This window comes from Microbacterium pollutisoli (assembly GCF_053586795.1).
In genome coordinates this window covers 53,783-77,382 of the sequence record NZ_JBNYWT010000001.1, presented here as the reverse complement: position 1 = coordinate 77,382, position 23,600 = coordinate 53,783, and the positions used below count along the sequence as shown (strand labels likewise).

Annotated in this window: 26 protein-coding genes; 5 read left to right on the top strand and 21 right to left on the bottom strand. The window is 69.5% G+C overall.

Annotated elements, in window-relative coordinates:
- Positions 1-35: 35 nt before the first annotated feature.
- From ACQ143_RS00390 to ACQ143_RS00320, 15 genes are all read right to left on the bottom strand, one after another.
- Positions 36-1,271: a type II secretion system F family protein gene (locus tag ACQ143_RS00390; RefSeq protein WP_449568747.1), complete on the bottom strand. Its 1,236-nt coding sequence runs from the start codon at positions 1,269-1,271 to the stop codon at positions 36-38.
- Positions 1,271-2,416 carry a type IV pilus twitching motility protein PilT gene (locus ACQ143_RS00385; RefSeq protein ID WP_449568746.1) on the bottom strand — a complete coding sequence of 382 codons (1,146 nt, stop codon included), beginning with the start codon at positions 2,414-2,416 and terminating at the stop codon, positions 1,271-1,273. Before ACQ143_RS00385 ends, ACQ143_RS00390 begins: the two co-directional genes overlap by 1 nt.
- The gene (locus ACQ143_RS00380; RefSeq protein ID WP_449568745.1) at positions 2,417-3,085 is read right to left on the bottom strand and encodes a hypothetical protein; all 669 of its coding nucleotides are present in this window, start codon (positions 3,083-3,085) and stop codon (positions 2,417-2,419) included.
- Positions 3,082-3,723: a hypothetical protein gene (locus tag ACQ143_RS00375; RefSeq protein WP_449568744.1), complete on the bottom strand. Its 642-nt coding sequence runs from the start codon at positions 3,721-3,723 to the stop codon at positions 3,082-3,084. Before ACQ143_RS00375 ends, ACQ143_RS00380 begins: the two co-directional genes overlap by 4 nt.
- Positions 3,723-4,775 carry a pilus assembly protein PilM gene (gene pilM, locus ACQ143_RS00370; protein WP_449568743.1) on the bottom strand — a complete coding sequence of 351 codons (1,053 nt, stop codon included), beginning with the start codon at positions 4,773-4,775 and terminating at the stop codon, positions 3,723-3,725. The genes ACQ143_RS00375 and pilM overlap by 1 nt, the downstream gene beginning before the upstream one ends.
- A 30-nt stretch (positions 4,776-4,805) precedes the next feature.
- Positions 4,806-5,657: a prepilin peptidase gene (locus ACQ143_RS00365; protein WP_449568742.1), complete on the bottom strand. Its 852-nt coding sequence runs from the start codon at positions 5,655-5,657 to the stop codon at positions 4,806-4,808.
- Positions 5,654-7,432, bottom strand: coding sequence for a hypothetical protein (locus ACQ143_RS00360; RefSeq protein WP_449568741.1), 1,779 nt, complete (start codon positions 7,430-7,432; stop codon positions 5,654-5,656). Before ACQ143_RS00360 ends, ACQ143_RS00365 begins: the two co-directional genes overlap by 4 nt.
- Positions 7,429-7,968 (bottom strand): hypothetical protein, encoded by a 540-nt coding sequence (locus ACQ143_RS00355; RefSeq protein ID WP_449568740.1) that lies wholly within the window; start codon positions 7,966-7,968, stop codon positions 7,429-7,431. Before ACQ143_RS00355 ends, ACQ143_RS00360 begins: the two co-directional genes overlap by 4 nt.
- Positions 7,965-8,369, bottom strand: a complete 405-nt coding sequence (locus ACQ143_RS00350) for a type IV pilus modification PilV family protein (protein WP_449568739.1) — start codon at positions 8,367-8,369, stop codon at positions 7,965-7,967. Before ACQ143_RS00350 ends, ACQ143_RS00355 begins: the two co-directional genes overlap by 4 nt.
- Before the next feature lie 93 nt (positions 8,370-8,462).
- Positions 8,463-8,897, bottom strand: coding sequence for a type II secretion system protein (locus ACQ143_RS00345; protein ID WP_449568738.1), 435 nt, complete (start codon positions 8,895-8,897; stop codon positions 8,463-8,465).
- A 314-nt stretch (positions 8,898-9,211) separates the two neighbouring features.
- Complete coding sequence (locus ACQ143_RS00340; protein ID WP_449568737.1) at positions 9,212-9,670, bottom strand: macro domain-containing protein; 459 nt, start codon at positions 9,668-9,670, stop codon at positions 9,212-9,214.
- Positions 9,671-9,763: 93 nt separating this feature from the next.
- Positions 9,764-10,060: a DUF1905 domain-containing protein gene (locus ACQ143_RS00335; protein WP_449568736.1), complete on the bottom strand. Its 297-nt coding sequence runs from the start codon at positions 10,058-10,060 to the stop codon at positions 9,764-9,766.
- 34 nt (positions 10,061-10,094) lie between these two features.
- Positions 10,095-10,916 carry an ABC transporter ATP-binding protein gene (locus ACQ143_RS00330; protein ID WP_449568735.1) on the bottom strand — a complete coding sequence of 274 codons (822 nt, stop codon included), beginning with the start codon at positions 10,914-10,916 and terminating at the stop codon, positions 10,095-10,097.
- Entirely contained in the window at positions 10,913-11,965 is a 1,053-nt protein-coding gene (locus ACQ143_RS00325) for a FecCD family ABC transporter permease (RefSeq protein ID WP_449569551.1), read from the bottom strand. Before ACQ143_RS00325 ends, ACQ143_RS00330 begins: the two co-directional genes overlap by 4 nt.
- Before the next feature lie 28 nt (positions 11,966-11,993).
- On the bottom strand, positions 11,994-12,596 hold the full coding sequence (locus ACQ143_RS00320; protein ID WP_449568734.1) for an iron chelate uptake ABC transporter family permease subunit: 603 nt from the start codon (positions 12,594-12,596) through the stop codon (positions 11,994-11,996).
- Between the two features lie 108 nt (positions 12,597-12,704).
- Here ACQ143_RS00320 and ACQ143_RS00315 point away from each other — a divergent pair, with 108 nt between their 5' ends.
- The gene (locus ACQ143_RS00315; RefSeq protein ID WP_449568733.1) at positions 12,705-13,895 is read left to right on the top strand and encodes a serine hydrolase domain-containing protein; all 1,191 of its coding nucleotides are present in this window, start codon (positions 12,705-12,707) and stop codon (positions 13,893-13,895) included.
- A gap of 22 nt (positions 13,896-13,917) precedes the next feature.
- Here ACQ143_RS00315 and ACQ143_RS00310 read toward each other — a convergent pair whose 3' ends face one another.
- Both ACQ143_RS00310 and ACQ143_RS00305 read right to left on the bottom strand, forming a co-directional pair.
- Positions 13,918-14,820, bottom strand: a complete 903-nt coding sequence (locus ACQ143_RS00310; RefSeq protein WP_449568732.1) for a L,D-transpeptidase — start codon at positions 14,818-14,820, stop codon at positions 13,918-13,920.
- A 44-nt stretch (positions 14,821-14,864) separates the two neighbouring features.
- Entirely contained in the window at positions 14,865-15,854 is a 990-nt protein-coding gene (locus tag ACQ143_RS00305) for an aldo/keto reductase (protein WP_449568731.1), read from the bottom strand.
- A gap of 185 nt (positions 15,855-16,039) precedes the next feature.
- On the opposite strand from ACQ143_RS00305, the gene nrdI reads away from it, so the two are divergent.
- Both nrdI and ACQ143_RS00295 read left to right on the top strand, forming a co-directional pair.
- The gene (gene nrdI / locus ACQ143_RS00300; protein WP_449568730.1) at positions 16,040-16,468 is read left to right on the top strand and encodes a class Ib ribonucleoside-diphosphate reductase assembly flavoprotein NrdI; all 429 of its coding nucleotides are present in this window, start codon (positions 16,040-16,042) and stop codon (positions 16,466-16,468) included.
- A gap of 62 nt (positions 16,469-16,530) precedes the next feature.
- On the top strand, positions 16,531-18,150 hold the full coding sequence (locus tag ACQ143_RS00295) for an acyl-CoA dehydrogenase family protein (RefSeq protein ID WP_449568729.1): 1,620 nt from the start codon (positions 16,531-16,533) through the stop codon (positions 18,148-18,150).
- Between the two features lie 205 nt (positions 18,151-18,355).
- Here ACQ143_RS00295 and ACQ143_RS00290 read toward each other — a convergent pair whose 3' ends face one another.
- Positions 18,356-19,126, bottom strand: coding sequence for an IclR family transcriptional regulator (locus tag ACQ143_RS00290; RefSeq protein ID WP_449568728.1), 771 nt, complete (start codon positions 19,124-19,126; stop codon positions 18,356-18,358).
- A 140-nt stretch (positions 19,127-19,266) separates the two neighbouring features.
- On the opposite strand from ACQ143_RS00290, the gene ACQ143_RS00285 reads away from it, so the two are divergent.
- A complete protein-coding gene (locus ACQ143_RS00285) occupies positions 19,267-19,815 on the top strand; it encodes a type 1 glutamine amidotransferase domain-containing protein (protein ID WP_449568727.1) in 549 nt (182 codons plus the stop codon).
- A gap of 120 nt (positions 19,816-19,935) precedes the next feature.
- On the opposite strand, the gene ACQ143_RS00280 is transcribed toward ACQ143_RS00285, so the two are convergent.
- Positions 19,936-20,133 carry a hypothetical protein gene (locus ACQ143_RS00280; protein WP_449568726.1) on the bottom strand — a complete coding sequence of 66 codons (198 nt, stop codon included), beginning with the start codon at positions 20,131-20,133 and terminating at the stop codon, positions 19,936-19,938.
- Positions 20,134-20,269: 136 nt separating this feature from the next.
- Between ACQ143_RS00280 and ligD the strand changes: the two genes are divergently transcribed.
- Positions 20,270-21,487, top strand: coding sequence for a non-homologous end-joining DNA ligase (ligD, locus tag ACQ143_RS00275; protein WP_449568725.1), 1,218 nt, complete (start codon positions 20,270-20,272; stop codon positions 21,485-21,487).
- Positions 21,488-21,502: 15 nt separating this feature from the next.
- Here the strand turns inward: ligD and ACQ143_RS00270 are convergent, their stop codons facing one another.
- Complete coding sequence (locus ACQ143_RS00270; RefSeq protein ID WP_449568724.1) at positions 21,503-22,819, bottom strand: FtsX-like permease family protein; 1,317 nt, start codon at positions 22,817-22,819, stop codon at positions 21,503-21,505.
- Positions 22,816-23,511, bottom strand: a complete 696-nt coding sequence (locus ACQ143_RS00265) for an ABC transporter ATP-binding protein (protein ID WP_449568723.1) — start codon at positions 23,509-23,511, stop codon at positions 22,816-22,818. The genes ACQ143_RS00270 and ACQ143_RS00265 overlap by 4 nt, the downstream gene beginning before the upstream one ends.
- Positions 23,512-23,600 lie beyond the last annotated feature (89 nt).

Genomic DNA, 23,600 nt, shown 5'->3' with positions numbered 1-23,600 from the left:
CCGAGCCGCCGGCATCCACCCCGCCCCTGCCCCCGCTACGAGTTTCCGAGCTCGCCGTAGATCGAGAAGATCGGCATGTAGAGCGAGACGACCATGCCGCCGATGAGGATGCCGATGCCGACGATGAGGATCGGCTCGATCGACGCGGTGAGCTGCTCGGTCGCGGTCTCGACCTCGCCCTCGTAGAAGTCGGCGATGGATGCCAGCATCTCGGGCAGCGTGCCCGATTCCTCACCGACGGAGGCCATCTGGGCCACCATCGGCGGGAAGATCTCGGCCTTGGCCAGCGGCGTCGAGAAGCTCTTGCCCTGCTTGACCGACTCCTGCACCGCGCGCACGGCCGCTTCGATCTTGTAGTTGTTGGCGGCTTCGCCGACGATGTCGAGGGCCTGCACGAGGGGCACACCGGCCTTGAGCATCATCGACAGTCCGCGGCTGAACCGTGCGACGGCGATCTTGGTCGACAGGGGGCCGAAGACGGGGAGCTTCAGCTTCCACGGGTCGACGACACGTCGCACCTTTTCGGTGTGCTTGTTGCGCTGCCACCACAGCACGCCGATGATGCCCAGCACGATCATCACGGGCAGGATCCACACCATGTTGTTCGACAGGGTCACGAGGATCTGCGTGGGCAGCGGCAGTTCGGAACCGAGGTTGGTGAACATGCCCGCGAAGATCGGCACGATGAAGGTCACCATGGCGATCACACCGAGGATCGCGATGCACAGCACGATCAGCGGGTAGGTCGTGGCCGACTTTATCTTGTTGTGGAGCTCGGCCTCGTTCTTGTAGGTGGCCGCGACGCTCGTGAGCGACTGACCGAGGAATCCGCCCGATTCGCCGACGCGCACCATGCTGACCATGAGCGGCGGGAAGACGCGTTCGTGCTGGGCCATCGCATTCGACAGCGGCTGGCCCTGCTCGACGGCGGCGTGGACCTGGATGAGTGCGGCCTGCAGCTTCTTGTCTTCGGCCTGCTCGGTGAGGATGGCGAGGGTGCGCATGAGTGGCAGGCCCGCGTTGATGAGACCGGCCATCTGCTTGGCGAACACGGCGAGGGTGTCGGCCTTGACGTTCTTCTCCAGCCCGGGGATGGAGATCTCGCGGTTGAGCCCGGTCTTCGACGTGAGCGCGACATCGAGCGGGGTGAGGCCCTGGGCGCGCAGCTTCGAGACGACCGCGCTCTCACTCGACGCTTCGACGGTGCCCTTGACCATACCGCCACCGCGCGGGTCGACGGCGCGGTAGGTGTACTCCTCGATGAGCGACATCAGTTGCCCCAGCCCAGGGCCTGACGCTCGGTGGAGTGCATCGTCCAGGCGTCCGCGTCGAAGTCGACCGGCCGAATCCGCGCGTCGTCGAACGTCTTGGGGTCGACGGCGATCTCCTTCGCGACGGCCATGGAGATCTGGCCGGTCGAGACGAGGCGCTTGAGGTCCTGGTCGAGCGTGTGCATGCCGAGCGCTCCGCCGGCCTGCAGCATGGAGTAGATCTGGCTGATCTCCCCCTCGCGGATGAGGTTGGCGATGGCCGGCGTGTTCACGAGCACCTCGGTGCCGATGACGCGGCCCTCGCTCTGCGCCTTGGGCAGCAGCGTCTGGGTGATGATCCCCTGCAGCGTGTCGCCCAGCTGCGTGCGCACCTGGTTCTGCTGGTCGGGCGGGAAGGCGTCGACGATACGGTTGATCGACTTCGCCGCGCTCTGGGTGTGCAGGGTCGACAGCACGAGGTGGCCCGTCTCGGCCGCAGTCAGCGCGGTCGAGATCGACTCGGGGTCGCGCAGCTCACCGATGAGGATGATGTCGGGGTCCTGCCGCAGCACCCGGCGCAGCGCTTCGGAGAACGACGCGGTGTCGCTGCCGATCTCGCGCTGGTGGATGAGCGAGACCTTGCTGGTGTGCTGGAACTCCACGGGGTCTTCGACCGTCACGATGTGCGCGGGTTTGGTGCGGTTGACGATGTCGATCATGGCCGACAGGGTCGTCGACTTGCCCGAGCCGGTGGGGCCGGTGACGAGCACGAGGCCACGCGGCTTCATGACGAGGTCGCGCGCGATGGCCGGCACGCCGAGCTCTTCGAGCGGCTTGGCCTGATCGGGAATGAATCGCAGCGCCACCGCAACCTGCCCGAGCTGCCGGAACGCGTTGACACGGAAGCGGGCGACGCCCGGCACCGCGATCGAGAGGTCGACCTCGCCGTGCTGCCGGTACTCGCCCACCTGGTCGGTGGTGAGCATGCCGCCCAGTGCCGAGTCGAGCCAGTCGGGCGTCGTCGCCTCGAGGTAGCCCGGGATCGGCGCCAGATCGCCGTCGACGCGCATGAGCGGCGGGTGCCCAGCGGTCAGGTGCACGTCGGACGCGCGCGAGCGCCCCGCGATGGCGAGCAGGTCGGTGAGCGGGGAGGTATCGACGGACATTCAGTCCTCCGTCCGGATGTATGTCAGTGCGGTGACGGTGAGGACTCCGTCGGAGAGTGTGGCGTCGATGACGGAGATCAGTCGTGGCCCGGCACGCAGATCGTCGACGAAAGCCGCAGCCGCCTCCGCGTCGGGGACCGGCACCGCGATCGTGAATGCCACCTGCTGCTGCGGGGATGTCGCATCCGGCGACGTGGGTTCCGGCGCGGCCTCAGCCGCCGGGGCCCCTGCCGAGGGGTCCGCGTCGGCCGGTGCGGTCGACTCCTCAGTGGATGCCGGCGGTGTGGCCTGTCCGGCATCGTCGGTGACGGCCGTGCGCGGCACGAACGGCTCAGGCTCACCGGCGGTCACAGACTCAAGCACCAGGTCCCGTTCCTCGGCGGCCGTGACGATGAGGTCGAAGGCGTCATCGAGACGCGTGAACGGCGCGATCTCCGTCCGCAGTTCCACCAAGTGGGCGTCGATCTCGTCGAGCCGCGTTTCTGCCGCCGTCAACTGGTCGATCTGAGCCTGATAGACGGCGTTGGTCTGCGCGACGGTGCGCGTGCTGGCATCCGTCGCCTGCGACTGTGACCACATCGGCACGGCGATCAGCGCGATGCCCGCGACGACGACGGCGAGGATCACCACCGAGCCGACGAGGTTGATGAACTGCTTGTTGAGGTTCACTGGTCCTCCTCGGCGAATGCCCCCGTGTACACCGACTGGTCGATGCCCAGGCTGACCGTGTACAGGTAGCCGGCCCCGTCCGCCTGCAGAGTCCAGCCGTCGGTGACCGTGGAGAGGACGCCCGCTTGCTGGCGCAGCGCGCGCACGTAGGGCACCATGTCGAGAGTCGAGTCGCTGGCGAGCGTCAGCGTGCCGACCGCGCCGACCTCGAGCGTCGGGTCATCGCCGAATGGCAGCACGCCGGCGGTGAGGCTGAAGCCGGAGAGAACCACGTCGTCGGGCAGGGCTTTCTCGGCAGTGGCGACGACGGTGCTCCAGGTCAGGTCTGCTCCCATCGCCTGTGCGCGAAAATCCGCGAGCTCGGATTCGAGCGTCAACTTGTCACGCACAGGCTGCAACGCGGCGACCTGTGAGAGCAGGGCGTTCGTTCGCGCGTTCTCTTGCGCGAGCCTCAGCGATGCGCCGGCCTGTAACACGAAGGCACCGGCGGTCACGAGAACCACGACCAAGAGCGCGGCTGCGAGCCCCCACCCCCAGCGACGCAGCAAAGACATCTGCGCGCGGCGCTCTATCTCGCGGCGGGGAAGGAGGTTGACGCGGGGCAATCCGCCGATCGATGCGTCTCCTGCGAATGCCATCAGCTGTGCTCCCCGAGCGCGAGGCCTGCCGTTGTGAGCAGGTTGAGGTCGTCATCGGCGGAGGCGATCGCCACCTTCGACTGCAGCACGCGGCTCACGCCGACCACTTCGACAGGCATCGGCAGGCTGGCAGCCAGCGCCGCCGGAATGCCCTCGACAGCAGCACCCGCTCCGCTGAGCAGCACCCGGGTGACGGGGTGATCGCCCGACCGGTCGGCGTAGAACCGGAGCGTGCTGCCCAAGCGCCAGACGAGGTCGTCGATCGCCGCCGAAGTCATCCCAGTCGGACGCGGCTGCAGCCGCGCGGCAGCACGTGACCGGCGCATGATGGGCTCCCCGGGAGGCACGGTCTCGAACGCTTCCTCCATGACCGGCACCTGCGACGCATCAGCGTGCGCAACGGCGTCGCGCGCGCGCACCGCCTCGGTTGCGATGTCGACGGGGATGATGCGCACAAACAGGGGAACGCCGTCGCGCAGCACAACCACATAGCTGGTGTGATCACCCAGATGCAGTGCGGCGACGCACTCGCCCGGAGCCGCAACACCGGCGGTGCAGCGCGCGAGGCCGAAGGGAGCAAGGTCGACGACGTCGACGATGATCTTGGCTTTGCCTGCGGTCTTGACGAGCTCTTCCACCGTCTCGGCGACGGCAGCCACCAACAGGCCGGTCACCTGGTCGCCTTCTTGCGATACGGGATAGAAGTCGAGCACAGCCTGGTCGGCCGGCACGGGCAGCAGGTCCTGCACCTGGTACGGCAGCGCCTGCGCTAGCAGGTCGGGCCGCATGGCGGTGGTGGTGTAGTCGCGCACGAGGATGCGGCGGCTGCCCATGCCCAGCACCACCTTCTTCGACGAGATACCGGCGCGCGACCAGAGTTGCCGGATCGCCATCGCCACGCCGTCGCGGTCGAAGACTTCGGAGTCCTTCGCGGCACCGGGAGGGAGCGGCACGGCACCGTACGCGATGAGCGTCGGGTTTCGTCCCACCGTCACCTCGGCGGCACGGACGCCCTCCTCGGTGATCTCCAACGCGACGACTGACTTCGCCATCGTCTCGTCCCCTCTCTGCCGGTCACGGCCTCAGCCGCGCACCAGCGCTCCCACATACCACTGCGCGAGCTGCTCGCCCGCGAAGATTCCCACCCACGCGCCCGCGATCATCCACGGACCGAAAGGGATGGCGGTCTTGCGCCCCGCGCGACGTGCGACCATGAGGGCGATCCCGAAGACACCGCCGAGCACGAACGCCGCGAACGCACCGACGATGAGCGCTCCCCAGCCGATCCATCCGAGTGCGATGCCAAGTACGCCAGCGAGTTTGACGTCGCCGCCGCCCATGCCGCCCGGCTGCGCGAAGCGCAGGATGAAATAGAACGCGTAGAGTACTGCGCCCCCCACGGCCGCACGCAGCAACGCTTCCCACGACGCACCGAACAGGCACGCGGCCGTGAGCAGCACTCCGAGCACGAGATACGAAGGCAGCACGATGCTGTTGGGCAGGCGATGCGTGTCGAGGTCGATCAGCGCCAAGGCGATGCTGATGGATGCCAGATAGACATAGGCAATCGCGATGAGAACGAAGGCCACCGGTTGCTGGGTGAGTTGGAGCCCGAGGGCCGCGGAATCCAGACATGCCCACACGACCCCGATGAACGCCAGGCCCGTCGCGAGTTCCACGAGGGGATATCGCGGCGAGATCCGAGCCGCGCACGATGCACATCTCCCCCGCAGGATGAGCCAGGACACGATCGGAATGTTCTGCCATGGGTTCACTGGGGCGTCACATACCGGGCACTGACTCGGACGCAGCAGCGAGATGCCCGCCGGCACACGGTAGACCACGACGTTCAGAAAGGAGCCGACGACGAGTCCGAGCAGGCCGACGAGAACGAGTGCCGCAACCAGCGCAGGGGTGAGAACGAGACCGTTCACGGCACGTCTCTCTGCCACAGAAGATTGCCCAACCCTGACGGCGCGACGGGGCCGCCGCCACCGGCGGGGGACGAGACGAGTCCGGGCAGATTCACCTCGCGGTAATCGAGAATCATGCGCGTGCCGCTGTTCCCACCCCACGTGACCGTCCCGGCATACACCTGGCCGTTCCATCGGCTGGGGTTGCCGCCAGACTGACCGAGATGGATCGTGCAGGGTGAGTATGCGACGCCGGTGATGAGCGGGTCCATCTGGACATCCGACAGACCGATGGTTCCCGGCGTGGGCAGCGGCGATTGGGCGACGCACGACTTGGCCTGGTTCACCACATGATCGGGGGTGATGATGTTGAACACGTGCTCGTTGCCGTCTCCGGACTCGACTTTCAGGAGCTGGCCTTGGAGAGAGGTCACCAGGAAGGTGACATCGGTCTTCAGCTTGAAGTTCACCTGGTACAGATTCAGCGGACCGCACGACCGTGCGTCGACGATGGTCGGCGTGGTCAAGGAATTGATCTGGCCGATGAGCGTGGGATTGCCTTGGAATGTACAACCCGGAGTGGGGATCTCGTTGTAACCGGCGCTCGACCACGCAGCGGCGTTGTAAGGAAGATCCGACCAGGTGAATGCGTCCGCGGCCAGTTGCCAGGGCGCGTCGACGGAAGGCCCAGAGGGAACAGTGAGCCCTGCGACGTTCTCGGTCTTCGACCCGCCTACTGTGGGTCCGCTGTTCCAGGTGGAGTAGGTGCCAGCAAGCGTGAGATTCCCTGTGATCGTCACGTCGGGCGCAATATCCTGCGACGCTCCGGCCAGCGTCGAGATGACATCGCCCGTCACGGTTGTGGCCTGCAACTGACTGAGTCGACCAGCGATACGAATCGCTCCAGTCTTCGCGCCGTAGAAGCTCGAGGGCGAGTTGCTCGCCGCTGTCACAGCCCCCGTCACTGTGGCGGCGTTGACACTGACAGTTCCGCCTGTGTGGATCGCACCCAAGACTCTGGTGGTGCCGCCGTCCACGCTGACGGTGCCGAGCGCAGTGATGCTCCTGACCTTGGCGCCACTGGTCATCGTGGCCGTTCCGCGAGTGAACACATCGCCGGCGACGACGGTGCTGTTGTTGATATTGAAGTCGCCCATCGCGTGCACGTCGCCGCCGATCTGGACATGATTCGAGAGGGTCACACCACCGGAGGCTATGACATCGCCGTGGACGTGACAGTAGTTCGAGAGGCTCACCGAGCCGTTTCGAACGATGACGTCTCCCTCGATCTCGGTGGAGTTGTTGCAGTCCAAACTGCCGTGGTTCAAAATGATGTCGCCATCGACGTCGAAGGCAGTGACGTGAATGGACGACACGTTCAGCCCGCCGTTAGCCGAGACGAGTGCACCGTCGAGGGTGGAGGACGCGACGTGCATCTCGTAGACGGCCTGGGCTTTCGTCACGCCACCATCCTCGCCACGCCCCTCAGACGTGAAGGTGACCTTGCCTCCGCTGCAGGCTGCCGACACCGAGTAGCGGGGAGCGGAAGTCGAGGACGCACTCGCGCTGCAGATCGAGCCGCCACTCTTCGCCTGGGCGACGATCACAGCCATCCCCGCATCGGCAGCGGCGCGCGACTGGGCCGTGCTGCGCCCGTCGACAACCAGTCCCGCCGTGTTCACGACGATGGCGGCAACGGTCATCCCCCCGAGGCCCAGGACCAGCATGATGATCAGGACCGAGATGAGCGTGGATCCGGCCTCGCGTCCTTCGCGCAACCGATCGGCGATTGTCACCAACACGTCGGTGTCCCCGCTTCGTCGGTGACCGCCTGCGCGGTCACGCCATCTTCCAGACTGACGATCTCATCCTCACCCGCGATGTCCAGCCCCACAGCCAGACCGCGGGCGCCGGTGGACTCGAATGCGACCGCCCCCGGAAGGGTCGGTGTGACTCCGTCGGAGAGGGCTCCCCAGACCGGCGCTGTAGCGGTGTCGATCGCTCCCGCCTGTGCGCGGTAGCGGAGCTCGTCACCGACGAGGCTCCAGGCCCGGCACTCCCAGCCCGTGGACCCTGTTGCGACGACAGCGACGACGGAGCTGCCGCCATCCTTCACGGTGAACGAGAGCGCGTTGCGGATCGAGCCGAACAGTGACGTGCTGACGACCGAAGCGCGACCGGTGGCGCTGTCCCGGTCCGTCGTCTGAGCGTTCGCCTGCATGCCGTTGATGAAGAGAGCTGCGAGGAGCCCGGCGAAGAGCGCGGACACCAGAACGTAGATGATGAGCTCCGTCAGCGTCAGTCCGTCTTCGTCGCGGGGGAGCACGTTCATGCTGCCGTCACCAGGATGCGTGTGGGCAAGTGCACCACGGTGTCGGGGCCAGACGACACGTAAACGTCGACGGTCACAGTCCCGGGATACGAGGCTGGACAACTCCCCACGACAATGTCCGCCTCGAGGCCTTCGGGCCCGGGAACATCCGATGCTGTGTATGTCTGGACGGCGGTGCAGGTCGCGGGAGTCAGTGCGTTGAGGGGGAAAGCGTCGCGAACCGGTGACAACTGCGCGTTGGCGAATGCCGTGGCGGTGGTGATTTCGCGATTGGTCGCGCTGAGCTGGGTTGCACCGATGATCAGGGGCAGGATGGCGACGGCGAGCACCGAGAGCATGAACATCGCGATGATCACCTCGACGAGGCTGAAGCCCTCGTCTCTGGTGAATCGCCCGCGCATGATCACCTCCGTCGGGGAGTGAGGTCGCCGGATGGATGTTCTTCGAGGCTGGCCCGCCGGGCCGGACCAGCCTCGAATGAGGTCGTGGCTAGATCAGCATCCGGGTCCAGCGAACCCAGCGGTTGAGCTGTTGGCTGCGACCGTTGTGGGGGCACTACTCCCTGTGTACGCCGCCACGCAGATGTTCTCCAGAGTGGGAGCGGTACCGGAAGCAGGAAGAACGAGGGCGACCTTCACATCGTCCTTCGCGAGCTGACCGAGCTCCGCGGTGATGGCAGCCGCGTGCTTCGTCGGATCAGTTTCGGACGCGATCTGTGACGCCGCGGCAGTCGCGCCGTTGGCGGCCACGGTCTCGAGTGAACTCTGCTTGGCCTGATCCTGCAGTCCGGCGAAGACCGGGATGGCAATCGCCGCGAGGATGCCGAGGATGACGACCACGACGATCAGTTCGATGAGCGAGAAGCCCTCGTCGCCGTTCTCCTCGCGGCGGGCCTTCACCGCCTGGACATAGTTGTGGATGGTGCGCATGATGCGTGCCTTTCCTTGGGGGGGTGTACAGGACATGGCCCTTGTTCGTGCACGCCGATTAGCGGTTCCCCAGGAACCGGCTCTTCGGGGGGCTCTCAGATTCGGGTGAGCCTGAGAGATGCAGAGCCTGGTTCAGAAAGCCCGCCGCGAGGACGGATCTCCCTCTCCGATCCCAAACATTAGAGACCTCTCATGTTTGTGTCAACGGTGAATGTGAGAAAGCTGAGAGAAAAGTGTTACTCGTTACGCGTGTGGCTGGCGTGACGATTGTTAATCGCCTGCCGGGCACACAACCCCACAGCGGGGCCAGCGCGTCACTGAACGCGGGTTGCGCAAGCGCGAAGAGCCTCGACGATCCCGCCATCCCTCGCCACCAGAAACACCTGATCCACCGCTGTTTCTGCCCGCGCGATCGTCAAGACCGCGGCGTCCATCGCATCATCGAGGGGCCACCCATACACCCCGGCGCCGATGAGAGGAAATGCGACCGTGCGTGCACCCCGTTCATCGGCCACTTCGAGCACTCGGCGGTAGCACGACACCAAGCGATAACGATTGCGTTGCCCGGCACGAAAGCTCGGTCCGACTGTGTGGATGACCCACTTCGCGGGCAAATCGCCAGCGGTCGTCCACCCGGCATCCCCGGTTGCCATCCCGTCTGGAAATCGTCGGATGCAGTCCTCGAGCACCGCCGGCCCACCCGCGCGATGGATCGCGCCGTCGACCCCCGCCGCCACCGCGCATCGCGTTGTTCGCTGCGTTGGCGATGGCATCCACCCGCTGCGTGGTGATGTCGCCGTGCACGAGCTTGATCGCCGGACCGCCCATAGCGCCACCCTAGGCGTTCCCCGAGACGCACGCCCCGGTCAGCCGTCGAGAATCTCGAGCCGCACCGCGACCACATCGCCTTCGCCGAACCCTTCCGCCTCCCGGACCGCGCGCTTGAGGGGCAGCACGTACTCACCGAGCCGCGCGTCGGGGAAGATCGACGTGCGCCAGCGTGAGCCACCGATCTGCGCGCCCACCCGGACCGAGCCGAAACCGCGCGGGATCCGTGGAATCTCGCGGATGTCGGCGCTGAGCTCGGCGGGCACGGCGACCAGGAACATCGCCTCGGTGCGCGCGTCCCACAGGAAGACGGTGCCCTCGAACTCGACGATCATGCGGCCACCCTAGCGACCCACGCAGCCCTCGGACTCACCCGTGAAAATCGCGTTCCAACTGCGCGACGGCGCGCCCACGCGGCAACACAACCGGTCCTCCCGTGTCGGGGTCAGGGATCACCCGGCATGCCAGCCCGAACACCTCCTCGACGAGCGCTTCGGTCACGACGTCGCCCGGCGTACCCTCGGCCACGATCCTCCCGTCGCGCATCGCGATCAGGTGCGTCGCGTAGCGGGCGGCGAGGTTGATCTCGTGCAGCACCGCGACCACGGTGCGACCTTCGGCGCGCAGCTGCGCGATGAGGTCGAGCAGTTCGATCTGGTGCGCGATGTCGAGGAAGGTGGTGGGCTCGTCGAGTAGCAGGATCGGCGTCTGCTGCGCCAGCGCCATCGCCACCCACACGCGCTGCCGCTGTCCACCCGACAGTTCGTCGAGCGGACGGTCGCGCAACTCGGTGACCCGCGTGGCCGCCATCGCCTCGGCCACCACGCGCTCGTCCTCACGCGACCAGCGCGACATGAGCGACTGGTGCGGGAAGCGTCCGCGGGCGACCAGATCGGCGACAGCGATGCCCTCCGGCGCCGTCGACGACTGCGGCAGCAGACCGAGCCGGCGCGCCACCTCGCGCGAGCGGTACTCGTGGATCTCCCGCCCGTCGAGCACGACCGACCCTCGCGACGCCGGCAGCAGGCGCGACAGCGTGCGCAGCAGCGTCGACTTGCCGCAGGCGTTCGGCCCCACGATCACGGTGAACGAACCGTCCGGGATCGAGATGTCGACGCCGTCGATCACGACCCGGTCGTCGTACGCGACCTCGAGGCCGGTGGCGGAGAGCCGGTTCGACGATTCGGTCATGAGGTCTTGGTCTCCCTTGCCAGCAGCCAGACGAGGTAGAGCCCGCCGATGCACACCGTGACGGCGCCGACGGGGATGGCGGTTCCGGGCAGCGCGTGCTGCGCGATGAGATCGGCGAGCGTGAGCAGCGCCGCGCCGGTGAGCGCCGAGGTCACCGGGTCGACCGACGCGCTCGTGCGGCTCAGACGCCGCGCGACCTGCGGGGCGGCGAGCGCGACGAACGCGATCGGCCCCGCGACGGCCGCGACGATCGCCGTTAAGGCGATGCCCAACGCGATCATCACGGTCTTCGTGCGCTCGACCGGCAGCCCCTGCAGTGCCGCGATCTCGTCACCCAGCTCGAGCTGACGCAACCGCGGCACGACCAGCGCGATCAGCACCATGAGCACGAGGATCACCCCCACCGCCGGCAGCACCTGCCCCCAGGTGACGCCGTTGAGCGTGCCCGCGCCCCACACCGCGGCGCGCATGGCGAAGTCCACGTCGACCTTGACCATGATCCAGGTGTTCAGCGAGCCGAGCATCGCGGCAACCGCGATTCCGACGATGATGAGCCGGAATCCCTGCACCCCACGCTTGAACGCGAACAGATACACGGCGAACGCGGTGACCAGTCCGCCGGCGAGCGCTCCCCCAGCGATGGCCGCGAAGCTCGCGCCTCCGGCGAGCATGACCAGCAGCACCCCCGAGAACGACCCCATGTTGAACCCGATGACGTCGGGGCTGCCCAGCGGGTTGTTCGTCAGTGCCTGGAACACCGCCCCGCTCAGCCCCAGCGCGGCGCCGAACATCGCGGCGGCCAGCGCGCGCGGAAGCCGCCAATCGACCACGACCATGCGCACCCGCTCGTCCCCCTGGCCGAACAGCGCCGCCACGATGTCGCCCACCGACACCGTGTAGGTGCCCAGCGCGAGCTGCGACAGGATGCCGGCGCCCACGACCGCGGCCAGCGCGAGGCACACGATCACCGCACGCCGGCGCACCCGCATCGAGACCGCACCCCAGCGCAGCGTCGATACCCCGGGGCTCTCCACTCTGGCATCCGTCATCGCGTTCACAGCGCCGCCGCCTTCGCGTTCACAGCGCGGCCGCCTTGGTCCGCCGCACGAGATAGATGAGCACGGGGGCACCGAGGAACGCGGACACGATGCCCACCTGCAGTTCGCCCGGCCAGACCACGAGACGCCCCACGATGTCGGACACCAGCAGCAGCACGGGAGCGAGCACGAGCGAGAACGGCAGGATCCACCGCTGGTCGGGCCCCGTGAACCACCGCACCGCGTGCGGCACCATCAGCCCGACGAACGCGATCGGCCCCGCCGCGGAGGTCGCCGCGCCGCACAGCAGCGTGATGGCGACGACCGTGGCGAGGCGCGTGATTCCGATGCGGGCGCCCAGGGTGCGGGCCAGGTCGTCGCCGAGTGTGAACGCGTTCAGGGACCGGGCCAGCAGCAGAGCGATGACGAGCCCGACGAAGATGCACGCCGCGACCACCGGCAGCGCCTCCGGCTCACGGTCGGCCAGATCACCGGCGGCCCAGAACCGCAGATGGTTGAACGCCGTCGGGTTGATGAGTGCGAACGTGGATGCCAGCCCGTTCAGCACCGCGCCCAGGGCAAGGCCGACGAGGGTCAGCCGCAGAGGTGTGGCGCCTCCGCCGCCGGGTGGCGCACCACCCACTGGGCTGGAACCACGAGGTCATCGAGCTCTCCCGCCCCTGAGGCCGCGCTTCGCGCCCGCGGCGCCAGCGACGGACGACGTAGGCTCGGGGCAGGCGAAGGGGCAGGCATGACCGGTGACAGCAGCGCGCGGGACGACGCGGCCGTCCGCACCCCCGACGACCGGGTGCGCAGCGCAGTCGACGCGGCGGTCGACGCGGGCGTGCCGATGGTCGTCGCCGGGATCACCTCGCCGAGCGAGACGATCGCGCTGCACGCCGCCGGCATCCGGTCGGAAGGACTCGCCGCGGCCGCCGACACCGTGATCGCGCTGTACTCGGTGACGAAGGCGTTCACCGCGACCGCGGCCCTGCAGTGCGTCGAGGACGGCCTGATCGACCTCGACGCCCCGGCCCGCGACTACCTGCCCGAGATCGGCGCCCTCCAGGTGCTCACCGGCCTCGACCCCGACGGCACCGCCCACACACGCCCACCGGTGCGCGACATCACCCCGCGGATGCTGCTGCTGCACACCTCGGGCTTGGCCTACGACATGTTCGACGAACGCTACGCCGCGATCTCCCGCCGGCGCCTCGCGCTGCCGTCGACCACACCCCTGCGGGATTCGATCACCACCCCGCTGCTGCACGACCCGGGCGAGCGCTGGACCTACGGCACCTCGATGGACTGGATGGGCCTGATCGTGTCCGCCGTGTGCGGCCGGCGGCTCGAAGACGTTTTACGCGAGCGCATCTATGCCCCCTGCGGCATGCAGTCGACGTCGTTCGATCTGACGCACGACATGCGGGCACGGCTGGCGACGATGCACCGCCGCAACCGCGAGGGCGAGATCGTCCCCGCCCGAGCGAGCCCACCGGATACACCGGAGCTCGACATGGGCGGCCAGGGGCTGTTCTCCACCGTGCCCGATGTGCTCGCGCTGCTGCGGGTGTGGCTCGGCGACGGCTCTGCGCCGGGCGGTCGGGTGTTGCGCCCAGAGACGCTCGAGTGGGCTGTGCGCCCCCATCCGGGACTCGTCGCCACACCGCTGACGGCTGCGATCCCCGCCCTCACCCGGCCCGCCGATCTCGTGCCGGGACCCAAGTCGTGGGCCTACTCGTTCCTGGTCAATGACGACGATGTGCCCGGCGGGCGCCGCGCCGGATCGCTGTCGTGGGCGGGCCTGGGCAACATCCACTATTGGATCGACCGCACCTCGGACATCGCCGCCGTCTGGGCCGCGCAGCTGCTGCCGTTCTTCGATCCCCCGGCTGCCAACGGCATCGCCGAGTTCGAGCGGGCCGTGTACGCGGCGCAGTGACCCGGCACGCCCCGTCGTCGCCCTACGGGTGGATCACCACCGGCGTCCCCTCCGCCAGCTGTGCGAGCCGGTCGGTCGCGGGCCCGTCGAGATAGATGCACCCGAAGGAATTCGGTCCCGAGCGCACCTTGTAGTAGTGGAACGCCGTGACGGCGACGTCTCCCCCGTCGAACCCGGCCATCGCCGGCGACTGCACCCCGAGATACACGAGCGGGTGCCCCTTCGTATACGCGAACCGCGGCTCGACCTTGGTGAGCATGATGAAGGTGCGCCCGGTGGGCGTCGGCGTCGACGGTTTCCCCCACGAGAAGTCGTCCGCGACGCGCTCGAGCCCGGCGGCGGTGACGATGTCGATAGTCCGGGCCTCGAGGTGCACCTCGACGTAGGCGTCGTTGCGCCGCTGCTCCACATCGGCCGTGCGGAACCACCCCACCACCTGACCGGCGTCGCCGCGCGGCGGCACACCCTGACGTCCCGGCAGCAGGACCTTCAGCCAGTGCTCGTGTCGCTCGACGACCGGCACGCTGGTCCCCCCGTAGGTCTGGTTGCGCGGCAGGTAGGCGATCGGCTCCGCCCCCGGCTCGGCGAACACCGGGGCCCCGCCCTCGTGCGGCTGCGCGACATAGCCGGCCATCGGCCCGAACGGGTCGTCGTCGACGGGCAGGCGTCCGTCGACGACCCACACATCCAGGCGCGGCAGACGGCGGGTGTCGTACGTGGCCGTGTCCGCGTCGGGTCCGGTCTGCCCCGGTTCTCCGTCCACCGAGGTGGGTGCCGGTGCCGGCAGCGTCGTGTCGGCGCGAGGCACGGAGACGTCCGCAGCGCCCGGGTCGGTCAGCGCCGCGGCGCCGACCAGGGCGAACGAAGCCACGGCCGACAGAGCCGTGACCAGCCACGGCGCGATTCCGGTTCGACGGGCACCCACCGTTCCATGGTCGGCGGCGCCGCGCCGGGGCGCAACCGACGTCGTCACCAGCGCGGGTGGATGCTCTCGCGCAGCAGGCGGTCGTAGACGTCGACGACGGCGGCCTCGAACCGCGACAGATCGACGGTGTCGATCACCGCGGCGGCGGCCGCGTTCGACTGCGCCTGCGCCACGTTGCGCGCACCCGGGATCACCGAGGTCGCCCCCGGGCGGGTGGCGGCCCACGCCAGCGCCGCAGTCGGCAGGTTCACGCCGTCCGGCAGCGAACCCTCGAGCTCGGCGACGGCCCGCAGCCCCACCTCATAGTCGACGCCGGAGAACGTCTCGCCCTGGTCGAAGGCCTCACCGTGCCGGTTGAAGCTGCGGTGGTCGTTCTCCGCGAACGTCGTGTCCGCGGTGTACTTTCCACTGAGGAGACCCGAGGCCAGCGGCACGCGCGCGAAGATGGCGACACCGGCATCCGCTGCCGCCGGGAGCACCTCGTCGAGCGGCTTCAGCCGGAACGGGTTGAGGATGATCTGCACGTTGGTCACGTTCGGGCGCGCGATGGCGGCGAGCGCCTGCGCGCACGTCTCGACCGAGACGCCGTAGGCGGCGATGCTGCCGGCGGCGACCAGCTCGTCGAGGGCGTCGTACGTGGCGTCGGCCTCGATGACCTCGGTGGGCGGGCAGTGCAGCTGCACGAGGTCGAGGGTGTCGACGCCGAGGTTGCGGCGCGAACGGTCGGTCCAGGCGCGGAAGTTCTCGGGCGTGTAGTTGCCCGGCTCCTGCGCGACGCGGCGCCCCATCTTGGTCGCCACCGTGATGCCGTGGCCCGGGCGGGAGGCCAAGAACCGGCCGATGATCGACTCGCTGCGTCCGTCGCCGTACACGTCGGCGGTATCGAACAGGGTCACACCCGCGTCGGCCGACGCGGCCAACACGTCGAGGGCGGCGTCTTCGGACACGTCGCCCCAGTCGGCGCCGAGCTGCCACGTTCCCAGGCCGATGGTGGACACGGTGCGGCCGGTGCGGCCGAGGGGTCGTTGCTGCATACCCCCAGGTTAGGCGGTCGTGGCGCGGCGGGCGCGGCGCACGTACGCCGACACGACCGCGACCCCGGTGCCCTCCACGACCCCGATGAGCGTGTCGAGCGCGCGGTCGGCCCGATCGTACGCGCGGGGTTTGTCACGCCGCTCCGACGGTGCAGGCGCCGGCCGATCGGCGCAGACTGGGCCCTATGTCCAAGGTGCCGGTGTACTACTACTCCTCGGTCTCGAATCTGACCGGGCGGTTCGCCGAGCATCTGGCCGCCGCCGACGGCCGCGCCGTGTTCAACCTCGCCGACCCCGCGGTGCGCCGCCGCGAGGTGTCGGGCCCGTGGGTGCTGCTGACCCCCTCGTACAAGGCGGGCAATGCCGAAGAGGTCACCCTTCCCGCTCCGGTGCGCAGCTTTCTGCGCTCCCCGATGAACCGGCGGCGGCTGATCGGCATCATCGGGTCGGGCAACCGCAACTTCGGCATCTACTACCAGGCCGCCGCCCGTCAGCTCGCGCAGGTGTCGGGACGGCCGGTGCTGTTCGAGTTCGAACTGGCGGGCACGCCGGAGGACGTCGAGCGGTGCGTCGAGATCCTCGAGCGGCTCGACGCCGCCGTCGCCGACCGCTGAGCCTGCACGTCGGCGTGTGAGCACCCTGGCGCGGCCGCCGCCCGCCTGATTCGATGGGGCTCATGAGCACCCACGACGTCGTGAACCAGCCTCCGCCGCGCGTCGACATCGACGAGTACGGCACCCACCTTGCGCTCGTCGAGGCCGTCGAGCGGCACGATGCGGCGTGGGCGCACCACCGGCTGCACCTGACCGGGCAGCGCGTGGGCACTGCAGCGTTCCAGCGGGATGCCGAGCGTGCGAACATCCACGAGCCGGTGCTCCACACCCACGACCGGTACGGCCACCGCATCGACGAGGTCACCTACGATGACGCCTACCACCGCATCATCGGCGCCGCGGTCGCCGACGGCGCACACACCTCGGCCTACGTCGACCCGCACCCCGGCGCCAGTGTCGCCCGCGCGGCCACCTTCATGCTCTACGCGCAGGTCGAACCCGGCCACGCCTGCCCCGTGTCGATGACCCACGCGGTCGTGCCCGTGCTGCAGCAGCACCCGGACGTCGGCGGCGCCTGGCTCGACCGCGTCTACAGCACCACCTACGACCCGGCACTGCGGCCCGGGAAACACAGCGCCCTGTTCGGCATGGCGATGACCGAGAAGCAGGGCGGCTCCGACGTGCGCGCCGGCACCACCACGGCCCGGCCCCTGGGCGCCGGCCGCTACGCGCTGACCGGACACAAGTGGTTCTGCAGCGCCCCGATGTCCGACGCGTTCCTCGTCCTCGCACAGGCGCCGGCCGGTCTGTCGTGCTTCCTGGTGCCGCGGCTGACCGACGACGGCGAGCGCACCGGCATCCGCATTCAGCGCCTCAAGGACAAGCTCGGCAACCGCGCGAACGCGTCGAGCGAGGTCGAGTATGTGGATGCCGAGGGGCACCTCGTCGGCGAGGAGGGCCGCGGGGTGCGCGCCATCATCGACATGGTCGCGCGCACCCGTCTCGACTGCGTCTACGGGTCGACGGCGGGCATGCGCCAGGCCGTCGCCGAGGCGGCGTGGCACGCCCGGCACCGCACCGCGTTCGGGCGGACGCTCATCGACCAGCCGGCGATGACGGCGGTGCTCGCCGACCTGCAGCTCGAGACCGAGGCGGCCACAGCGACCGCGATGCGACTCGCCCGTGCCCACGACGACGACGCATCGGACACCGAGAAGGCCTTCCGGCGCGTGGCCACCGCCGTGGCGAAGTACTGGATCTGCAAGCGGGGCCCGGGCCACGCCTACGAAGCGCTCGAATGCCTCGGCGGCAACGGCTACACCGAGCAGTTCCCGCTCGCGATGCGGTACCGCGAGCAGCCGGTCATGGCGGTGTGGGAGGGGTCGGGCAACGTCATCGCCCTCGACGTGCTGCGCGCGCTGGTGCGGGAGCCCGAGACGCTTGAGGCGTTCGATACCGAGGTGTCACTCGCCCGCGGCGCCGACCGGCGCCTCGACGCGCATCTCGACCACACCCGGCGGCTGGTGGCCGAGGTCGCCGCCGATCCGGTGCCGGATGCCGGGGCCCGGCGTCTCGTCGCCGCGTTGGCCCTCGCCCTGCAGGCCTCGCTGCTGGTGCGCTTCGCGCCGGCGCCGGTCGCCGACGGTTTCACCGCGGCGCGACTGGGTGAGGAGGCATCCCTCGGTCTGTACGGAGCGCTCCCCCGCGGCGTCGACGCCGCCGAGATCGCCGCCCGCATCTGAAAGAAGTCGGCGCGCCGTCCGGCCTTGGGGAAGCCGGACGGCGCGCCATCACGGAGATCGATCCGGTATGGGGGATGACGTCTGCGCCGTGCTGGGGACAACGCACGCAGACACCGGATGCCGTTTTACCTGACCCACGTTAGGGCGCCGGCCGCCACCGCGACAGACCGAAGATTTCAGATGGTGAACCTGGGGAACAGCCGCGTCACCGGTCGTCGAGTCGTTCGGCCCCCAGGCGCAGCGACAGCCGGTTGCCGATCGTCCGGAGTCGCGCCGCCAGATCGGCGGTCGTCTGCTTCGCAGCGTGGGCGGGCAGCGAGACGGCGAGCGAGGCGGTGATGCCCGGGGCACGCACCGGCACGGCCAGACAGTCGAAGCCGATGGCGTATTCCTGCCGGTCGAGCACGGCCGGCGCGGGGCGCTCGAGCTGGCGCAGCAGCAGCCGGCGGTCGCTGATGGTGTACGGCGTGAGCTCTTCGAGTTCGTGCCGCGAGAGGTAGTCGTGGCGTTCGTCGGTCGAGAGCTCGGCCAGGATCTGCTTGCCCAGCGCGGTCGCGTGCGCACTGTCATGCAGCCCGACCCACAATTCGACGCGCGGGTTCGCTTTCGCGTCCACGATGTCGACCAGGTGCACCTCGCCGTCGTCGTACCGCGACAGGTAGGCCGTCGCGCCGAGCCCTTCGGCCACCTCGCGCAGCGATTCCCGCACTCGGGCGAGGAACAGCCCCGACCCTTCCTCGTGCACGCCGAGGAACCGGGAGCCGAGCACCAGCCCGTCGGGATGGTTGGTGAGATATCCCTCCCGCAGCAGGGTGCGCACGAGGTTGTAGGTGGTGCCCGGGGTCAGCCCCGAGGCCTGCGCGAGCGCCTTGGTCGTCACGGGCCGCGACGCGTTGGCCACCATGTCGACCAGCCGTAGCGCACGCTGGACCGACGCGATCAGCGTGCCGCCCTGCCCCGACGCATCCGAGCTCATCCCCAGCTCCTCTGTGGCCACAGGTTATGGCCTCACAGTGCTGTGACGGGCGGGCTTTGTCAAGGCCCTACGGCGCCGGTGGACGCTGCCGTAGCGTGCCGCAAAGTACCGACCCGAAACGGATGGAGAGAGTGAGAACTATGGCGGATCTGACCGGTAAGACGGTGGCCTTCCTCGCGACGAACGGCTACGAAGACAGTGAGCTGACGTCGCCGTGGCAGGCGGTGACGGATGCCGGAGCCCGGGCGGTGATGGTCTCGCCCACGGCTGATTCGATCGAGGGCAAGAAGGGGCACACCCAGCCGGTCGAGGTGTCGGCCGCGCATGCGAAGGCCGACGACTACGACGCGCTGGTGCTGCCCGGCGGCGTCGTCAACGCCGACCACCTGCGCATGGACGACGCGTCGATCGCCTTCGCGAAGGACTTCTTCGCGCGGCACAAGCCGGTCGGCGCGATCTGCCACGCCGCGTGGATCCTCGTCGAGGCCGATGTCGTCGACGGGCGCAAGATGACCAGCTACCCCAGCCTGCAGACCGACCTGCGCAACGCGGGGGCCGACTGGGTCGACGAGGAGGTCGTGGTGGATGCCGGGTTCGTCACGAGCCGCACCCCGGACGACCTGCCGGCGTTCAACGCCAAGCTGGTCGAGGAGATCGGCGAGGGCACGCACCGCGACCAGACGGCCTGACGGCCCACGCCCCCTCGCACGAAGCCGCGCCGGCGGCGGAGACCTCAGCCCTCTCCGTCGCCGGCGCTTTCGCGTGGGTCGCCGATCACCGCCGGCGGCCGGCCACCGGGGCGCGTGCCGTCACCGGGTGTCGTCCTCGTCGGTGGGGTTGTCCAGCGCGAGGTCGGGGTCGACGTCGGTCGACTCTCCCGCGCCGAAGCCCGTCTCCGGCTCGTTCACGTCGGGCGCCTCGGCGTCGCTGGGCTCGGGCAGCGCGGGTTCCTGCGCCATTCCCGTGCTGGGGTCGATGGGGGCCTGGTCGGGGTTGTCCATGCTCATGGGAGGGTTCCTTTCGCTCTGCGGCGAGCATGACCGGCGACGGGTCGTGTGCGCAGGGCCTTGACGCGCCGAACCGGTCGCGGTAGCGCCGTCAACCCCGTCGCGGGGCGGTGGCGGCGCTCGTATCGTGGGCGCCATGGCGAAGGACGACGCGGTCATGCTCGAGATCGGCGACCACGAGGTGCGCATCACCCATCCGGGCAAGGTGGTGTTCGCCGAGGCGGGGCTCACCAAGCGCGACCTGGTCGACTATTACCTGTCGGTGGCCGAGGGGGCGCTGCGCGGCGCCGCCGACCGGCCGATGGTGCTCAAGCGCTTCGTGAAGGGCATCGACCGGCAGCCGTTCTTCCAGAAGCGCGTGCCGGAGAAGCATCCGGATTTCATCCAGACGGCGACGCTCGAGTACGCGTCGGGCACAAGTGCCGAAGAGACGGTGATCCAGGATGCCGCGGGCCTGGCGTGGGTCGTCAATCTCGGCTGCGTGGATCTGAACCCGCATCCGGTGCGCGCGTGGGATCTGGACCATCCCGATGAGCTGCGCATCGACCTGGACCCCATGCCCGGCGTGGAGTGGGCGCAGATCGTGGATGCCGCGTTCGTGGCCCGCGATGTGCTCGACGACGTGGGGCTGGTGGGCTGGCCGAAGACGAGCGGGTCGCGCGGCATCCATGTGCTGGTGCGCATCGACCCGCGGTGGGAGTATCCGGACGTGCGGCTGGCGGCGCAGACCCTGGCCCGCGAGGTGGAGAACCGGGCGCCGGGTCTGGCCACGGCGCACTGGTGGAAGGAGGAGCGCGGCGAAAGCGTGTTCGTCGACTTCAACCAGAACGCGAAGGACCGCACGGTCGCCTCGGCCTACTCGGTGCGGCCGTTGCCGGATGCGCGGGTGTCGACGCCGTTGGGGTGGGACGAGCTGCGCACGCGGCGGCCCGACGAGTTCACGGTCCGCACGGTTCCGGACCGGTTCGCCGACATCGGCGGTCCGCACGCCGGCATGGACGACGCGGCCGGGTCGCTGGAGAAGCTGCTGGCGCTGGCCGACGAGCTGGGTCCGGCTGAGCGTGCGCCGCGCGGCGGCGACGGGTCGGGGCGCCGCCAGTCGACGATGCCGCTCATCGAGATCGCCCGGGCCAAGACGAAGGACGAGGCGCTCGAAGGGCTCGAGCGGTGGAAGGACCGGCACCCCCGGGTCGTGGCGCAGCTGCGTCCGGCCGATGTGCTCGTCGACGGGATGCGCGGTTCGAGCTCGCTCTGGTACCGCATCCGGGTGAACCTGCAGCATGTGCCCGAATCGGAGCGGCCCCCGCAGGAGCCGCTCGAGGTCGATTACGACCCGTGGGCCGGGCGCGGGTGACGCCCGGCCGGCGGATCACGCCGCGGCGAACGCCCGGCTCAGGATCGGGCGGGTGGCACGCAGCCCCAGCCAGACGATCGCGAAACCGACCGCGATGACCGCGGCGGTCGTGATCAGCGAGACGGGGGCGGTCACCAGGGCGACTCCCAGCAGCGGGAGGATGAGCACGCCGGCGCACACCGCCGAGCCGACCGCGGCCAGCAGCAGCGGGCTCATGACCGCGCCGCGGCGCGCCCGCTCGACCGTCGTCATGGGCATGCCGAGCCGGTGCAGGCTGCGGTGCAGGTCTCCGCGGTCGAGGATCTCGGCCGCCTGGTTGACTCCGACCGACGCGGCCACCATGAGGAAAGAGGCGACGAGGGTCACGATCACCCCGGTGCGGATGTCGACGGCGAGCTGGAGGTCCGCCTGGTTGCCGGTGCCCATGACGTCGAGCAGGGCGACGGCGGTGCCGGCGAACACGGCGATGAAGCTGGCCATCGCGATGCCGCTGACTTGACGCCATGCCGCCTTGGGCGCTTCGAGCACGGTCCGCGCCGACAGCAGCTGGTCGGCGCGTCGGGCACGGCGCAGGCGGAGGCGCGCCTGCAGGCGCAGCACCCAGGGGCCGATCACGTTCAGGACGGCGAATGCGATGGCGAACGCGCCGGTGAGCACGATGATCGTCGGCAGCATGTCGGCGGCCGCCGGCACGAGCGAGATGAGGGCGAAGGCGACGCACAGGACGCCGACCGCGATGACGGCGCGGATCCAGTGGGAGGTGCCGGCGCTCTGACGCGTGCGCACGCCGAGCGGTGAGATGACGACCTTGCGCAGGCCCAGCGCGGCGCTCGTGGCCGCCAGCAGCACGATGGCCGTGACGACGACCAGGACGGTGGGCAGGGGCAGCAGCACCGAGCCGGCGCCGAGGGCCGCGCCGCGGAACGGGATGAGGCCCACCAGCGGCACGAGCGCGAGGTGCAGGACCACGCCGGCGAGGGCGCCGACGGCCGCGACCAGCGCGGACTCGACGACGGTCGCAACGACGACGCCGGCCGGGGTCACGCCCAGGAGCCGCAGCGTCGAGAGGCGCTCGTCGCGGCGGCGGGCCGACAGGCGCGCGGCAGCCCCGCCCAGCGTGACGAGGGGGACGACCAGCAGGACGAGGGCGATGGCGGCGAGCGCGTGGTAGATCGGCGCCTCGACATCATCCCAGCGCCAGAACGCCTGCGCGCCGCCGACGACGGTGATTACCAGGGCGCTCACGGTGGCGAAGGCCACGATCGGCAGCGCGAGCACGTGGCGTTCGCCGCGCCCGGGGCGCAGCAGCATCCTCAGCACGCCGGGGTTCATGCCGCCACCTTTCCGGTGACCAGGCGACCGTCGCGCACCGAGACGATGCGCGAGCAGCGGGCGGCGATGTCGGGGTCATGGGTGACGACGACGAGAGTGCGGCCCTGTTCGGTGGTGGCGTGCAGGAGGGCGCTCATGACCTCGACCGAGGTGTGCGAGTCGAGGGCGCCGGTGGGCTCGTCGGCGAAGACGATCTCGGCGCCGGTGACCTGCGCGCGGGCGATGGCGACGCGCTGCGCCTGGCCGCCGGAGAGCTCGCTGATGCGCCGCTCCTCCATACCGGCGAGCCCGAGTGCGGCCAGCCACTGCGTGGCGCGGGCGGTGGCATCGGCGCGGGAGACGCCGGTGATCATGAGGGCGATGGCGACGTTCTCGACGGCGGTGAGCTCGGGGATGAGCAGGCCCTCCTGGAAGACGAATCCGAACCGGTCGCGCCGCAGCTGCGATCGTGCCGTCTCCCCGAGGTCGGTCACCCGCACGGGGGTGCCGGATGCCGGGGTGTACACGACCGTCCCCTGGTCGGGGGCGGTGATGCCGGCGAGCACGTGGAGCAGCGTGGTCTTGCCCGATCCGGACGCGCCCATGACCGCGACGGACTCGCCGCGGTGGATCGTGAGGTCGACGCCGGCGAGGGCGGTGGTGGTTCCGAAAGTCTTGACGAGGCCGGTGGCCTGGAGCACGGGAGTTTCCATGCTTCAAGCCTCGTCGCGGCGCGGGTCTGCGTCGTCGCCCCCGAGGATGACTTCACCCGATCCGGGTCGTTCGGAAGGATGACGCGCCG

Coding starts and splice junctions, on each gene's coding strand:
- ACQ143_RS00390 (WP_449568747.1), bottom strand. CDS start 1,271: ATGTCGCTCATCGAGGAGTACACCTACCGCGCCGTCGACCCGCGCGGT.
- ACQ143_RS00385 (WP_449568746.1), bottom strand. CDS start 2,416: ATGTCCGTCGATACCTCCCCGCTCACCGACCTGCTCGCCATCGCGGGG.
- ACQ143_RS00375 (WP_449568744.1), bottom strand. CDS start 3,723: ATGGCATTCGCAGGAGACGCATCGATCGGCGGATTGCCCCGCGTCAAC.
- pilM (WP_449568743.1), bottom strand. CDS start 4,775: ATGGCGAAGTCAGTCGTCGCGTTGGAGATCACCGAGGAGGGCGTCCGT.
- ACQ143_RS00355 (WP_449568740.1), bottom strand. CDS start 7,968: ATGAACGTGCTCCCCCGCGACGAAGACGGACTGACGCTGACGGAGCTC.
- ACQ143_RS00350 (WP_449568739.1), bottom strand. CDS start 8,369: ATGCGCGGGCGATTCACCAGAGACGAGGGCTTCAGCCTCGTCGAGGTG.
- ACQ143_RS00345 (WP_449568738.1), bottom strand. CDS start 8,897: ATGCGCACCATCCACAACTATGTCCAGGCGGTGAAGGCCCGCCGCGAG.
- ACQ143_RS00340 (WP_449568737.1), bottom strand. CDS start 9,670: ATGCCATCGCCAACGCAGCGAACAACGCGATGCGCGGTGGCGGCGGGG.
- ACQ143_RS00335 (WP_449568736.1), bottom strand. CDS start 10,060: ATGATCGTCGAGTTCGAGGGCACCGTCTTCCTGTGGGACGCGCGCACC.
- ACQ143_RS00330 (WP_449568735.1), bottom strand. CDS start 10,916: ATGACCGAATCGTCGAACCGGCTCTCCGCCACCGGCCTCGAGGTCGCG.
- ACQ143_RS00325 (WP_449569551.1), bottom strand. CDS start 11,965: ATGACGGATGCCAGAGTGGAGAGCCCCGGGGTATCGACGCTGCGCTGG.
- ACQ143_RS00315 (WP_449568733.1), top strand. CDS start 12,705: ATGACCGGTGACAGCAGCGCGCGGGACGACGCGGCCGTCCGCACCCCC.
- ACQ143_RS00305 (WP_449568731.1), bottom strand. CDS start 15,854: ATGCAGCAACGACCCCTCGGCCGCACCGGCCGCACCGTGTCCACCATC.
- nrdI (WP_449568730.1), top strand. CDS start 16,040: ATGTCCAAGGTGCCGGTGTACTACTACTCCTCGGTCTCGAATCTGACC.
- ACQ143_RS00295 (WP_449568729.1), top strand. CDS start 16,531: ATGAGCACCCACGACGTCGTGAACCAGCCTCCGCCGCGCGTCGACATC.
- ACQ143_RS00290 (WP_449568728.1), bottom strand. CDS start 19,126: ATGAGCTCGGATGCGTCGGGGCAGGGCGGCACGCTGATCGCGTCGGTC.
- ACQ143_RS00285 (WP_449568727.1), top strand. CDS start 19,267: ATGGCGGATCTGACCGGTAAGACGGTGGCCTTCCTCGCGACGAACGGC.
- ACQ143_RS00280 (WP_449568726.1), bottom strand. CDS start 20,133: ATGAGCATGGACAACCCCGACCAGGCCCCCATCGACCCCAGCACGGGA.
- ligD (WP_449568725.1), top strand. CDS start 20,270: ATGGCGAAGGACGACGCGGTCATGCTCGAGATCGGCGACCACGAGGTG.
- ACQ143_RS00270 (WP_449568724.1), bottom strand. CDS start 22,819: ATGAACCCCGGCGTGCTGAGGATGCTGCTGCGCCCCGGGCGCGGCGAA.
- ACQ143_RS00265 (WP_449568723.1), bottom strand. CDS start 23,511: ATGGAAACTCCCGTGCTCCAGGCCACCGGCCTCGTCAAGACTTTCGGA.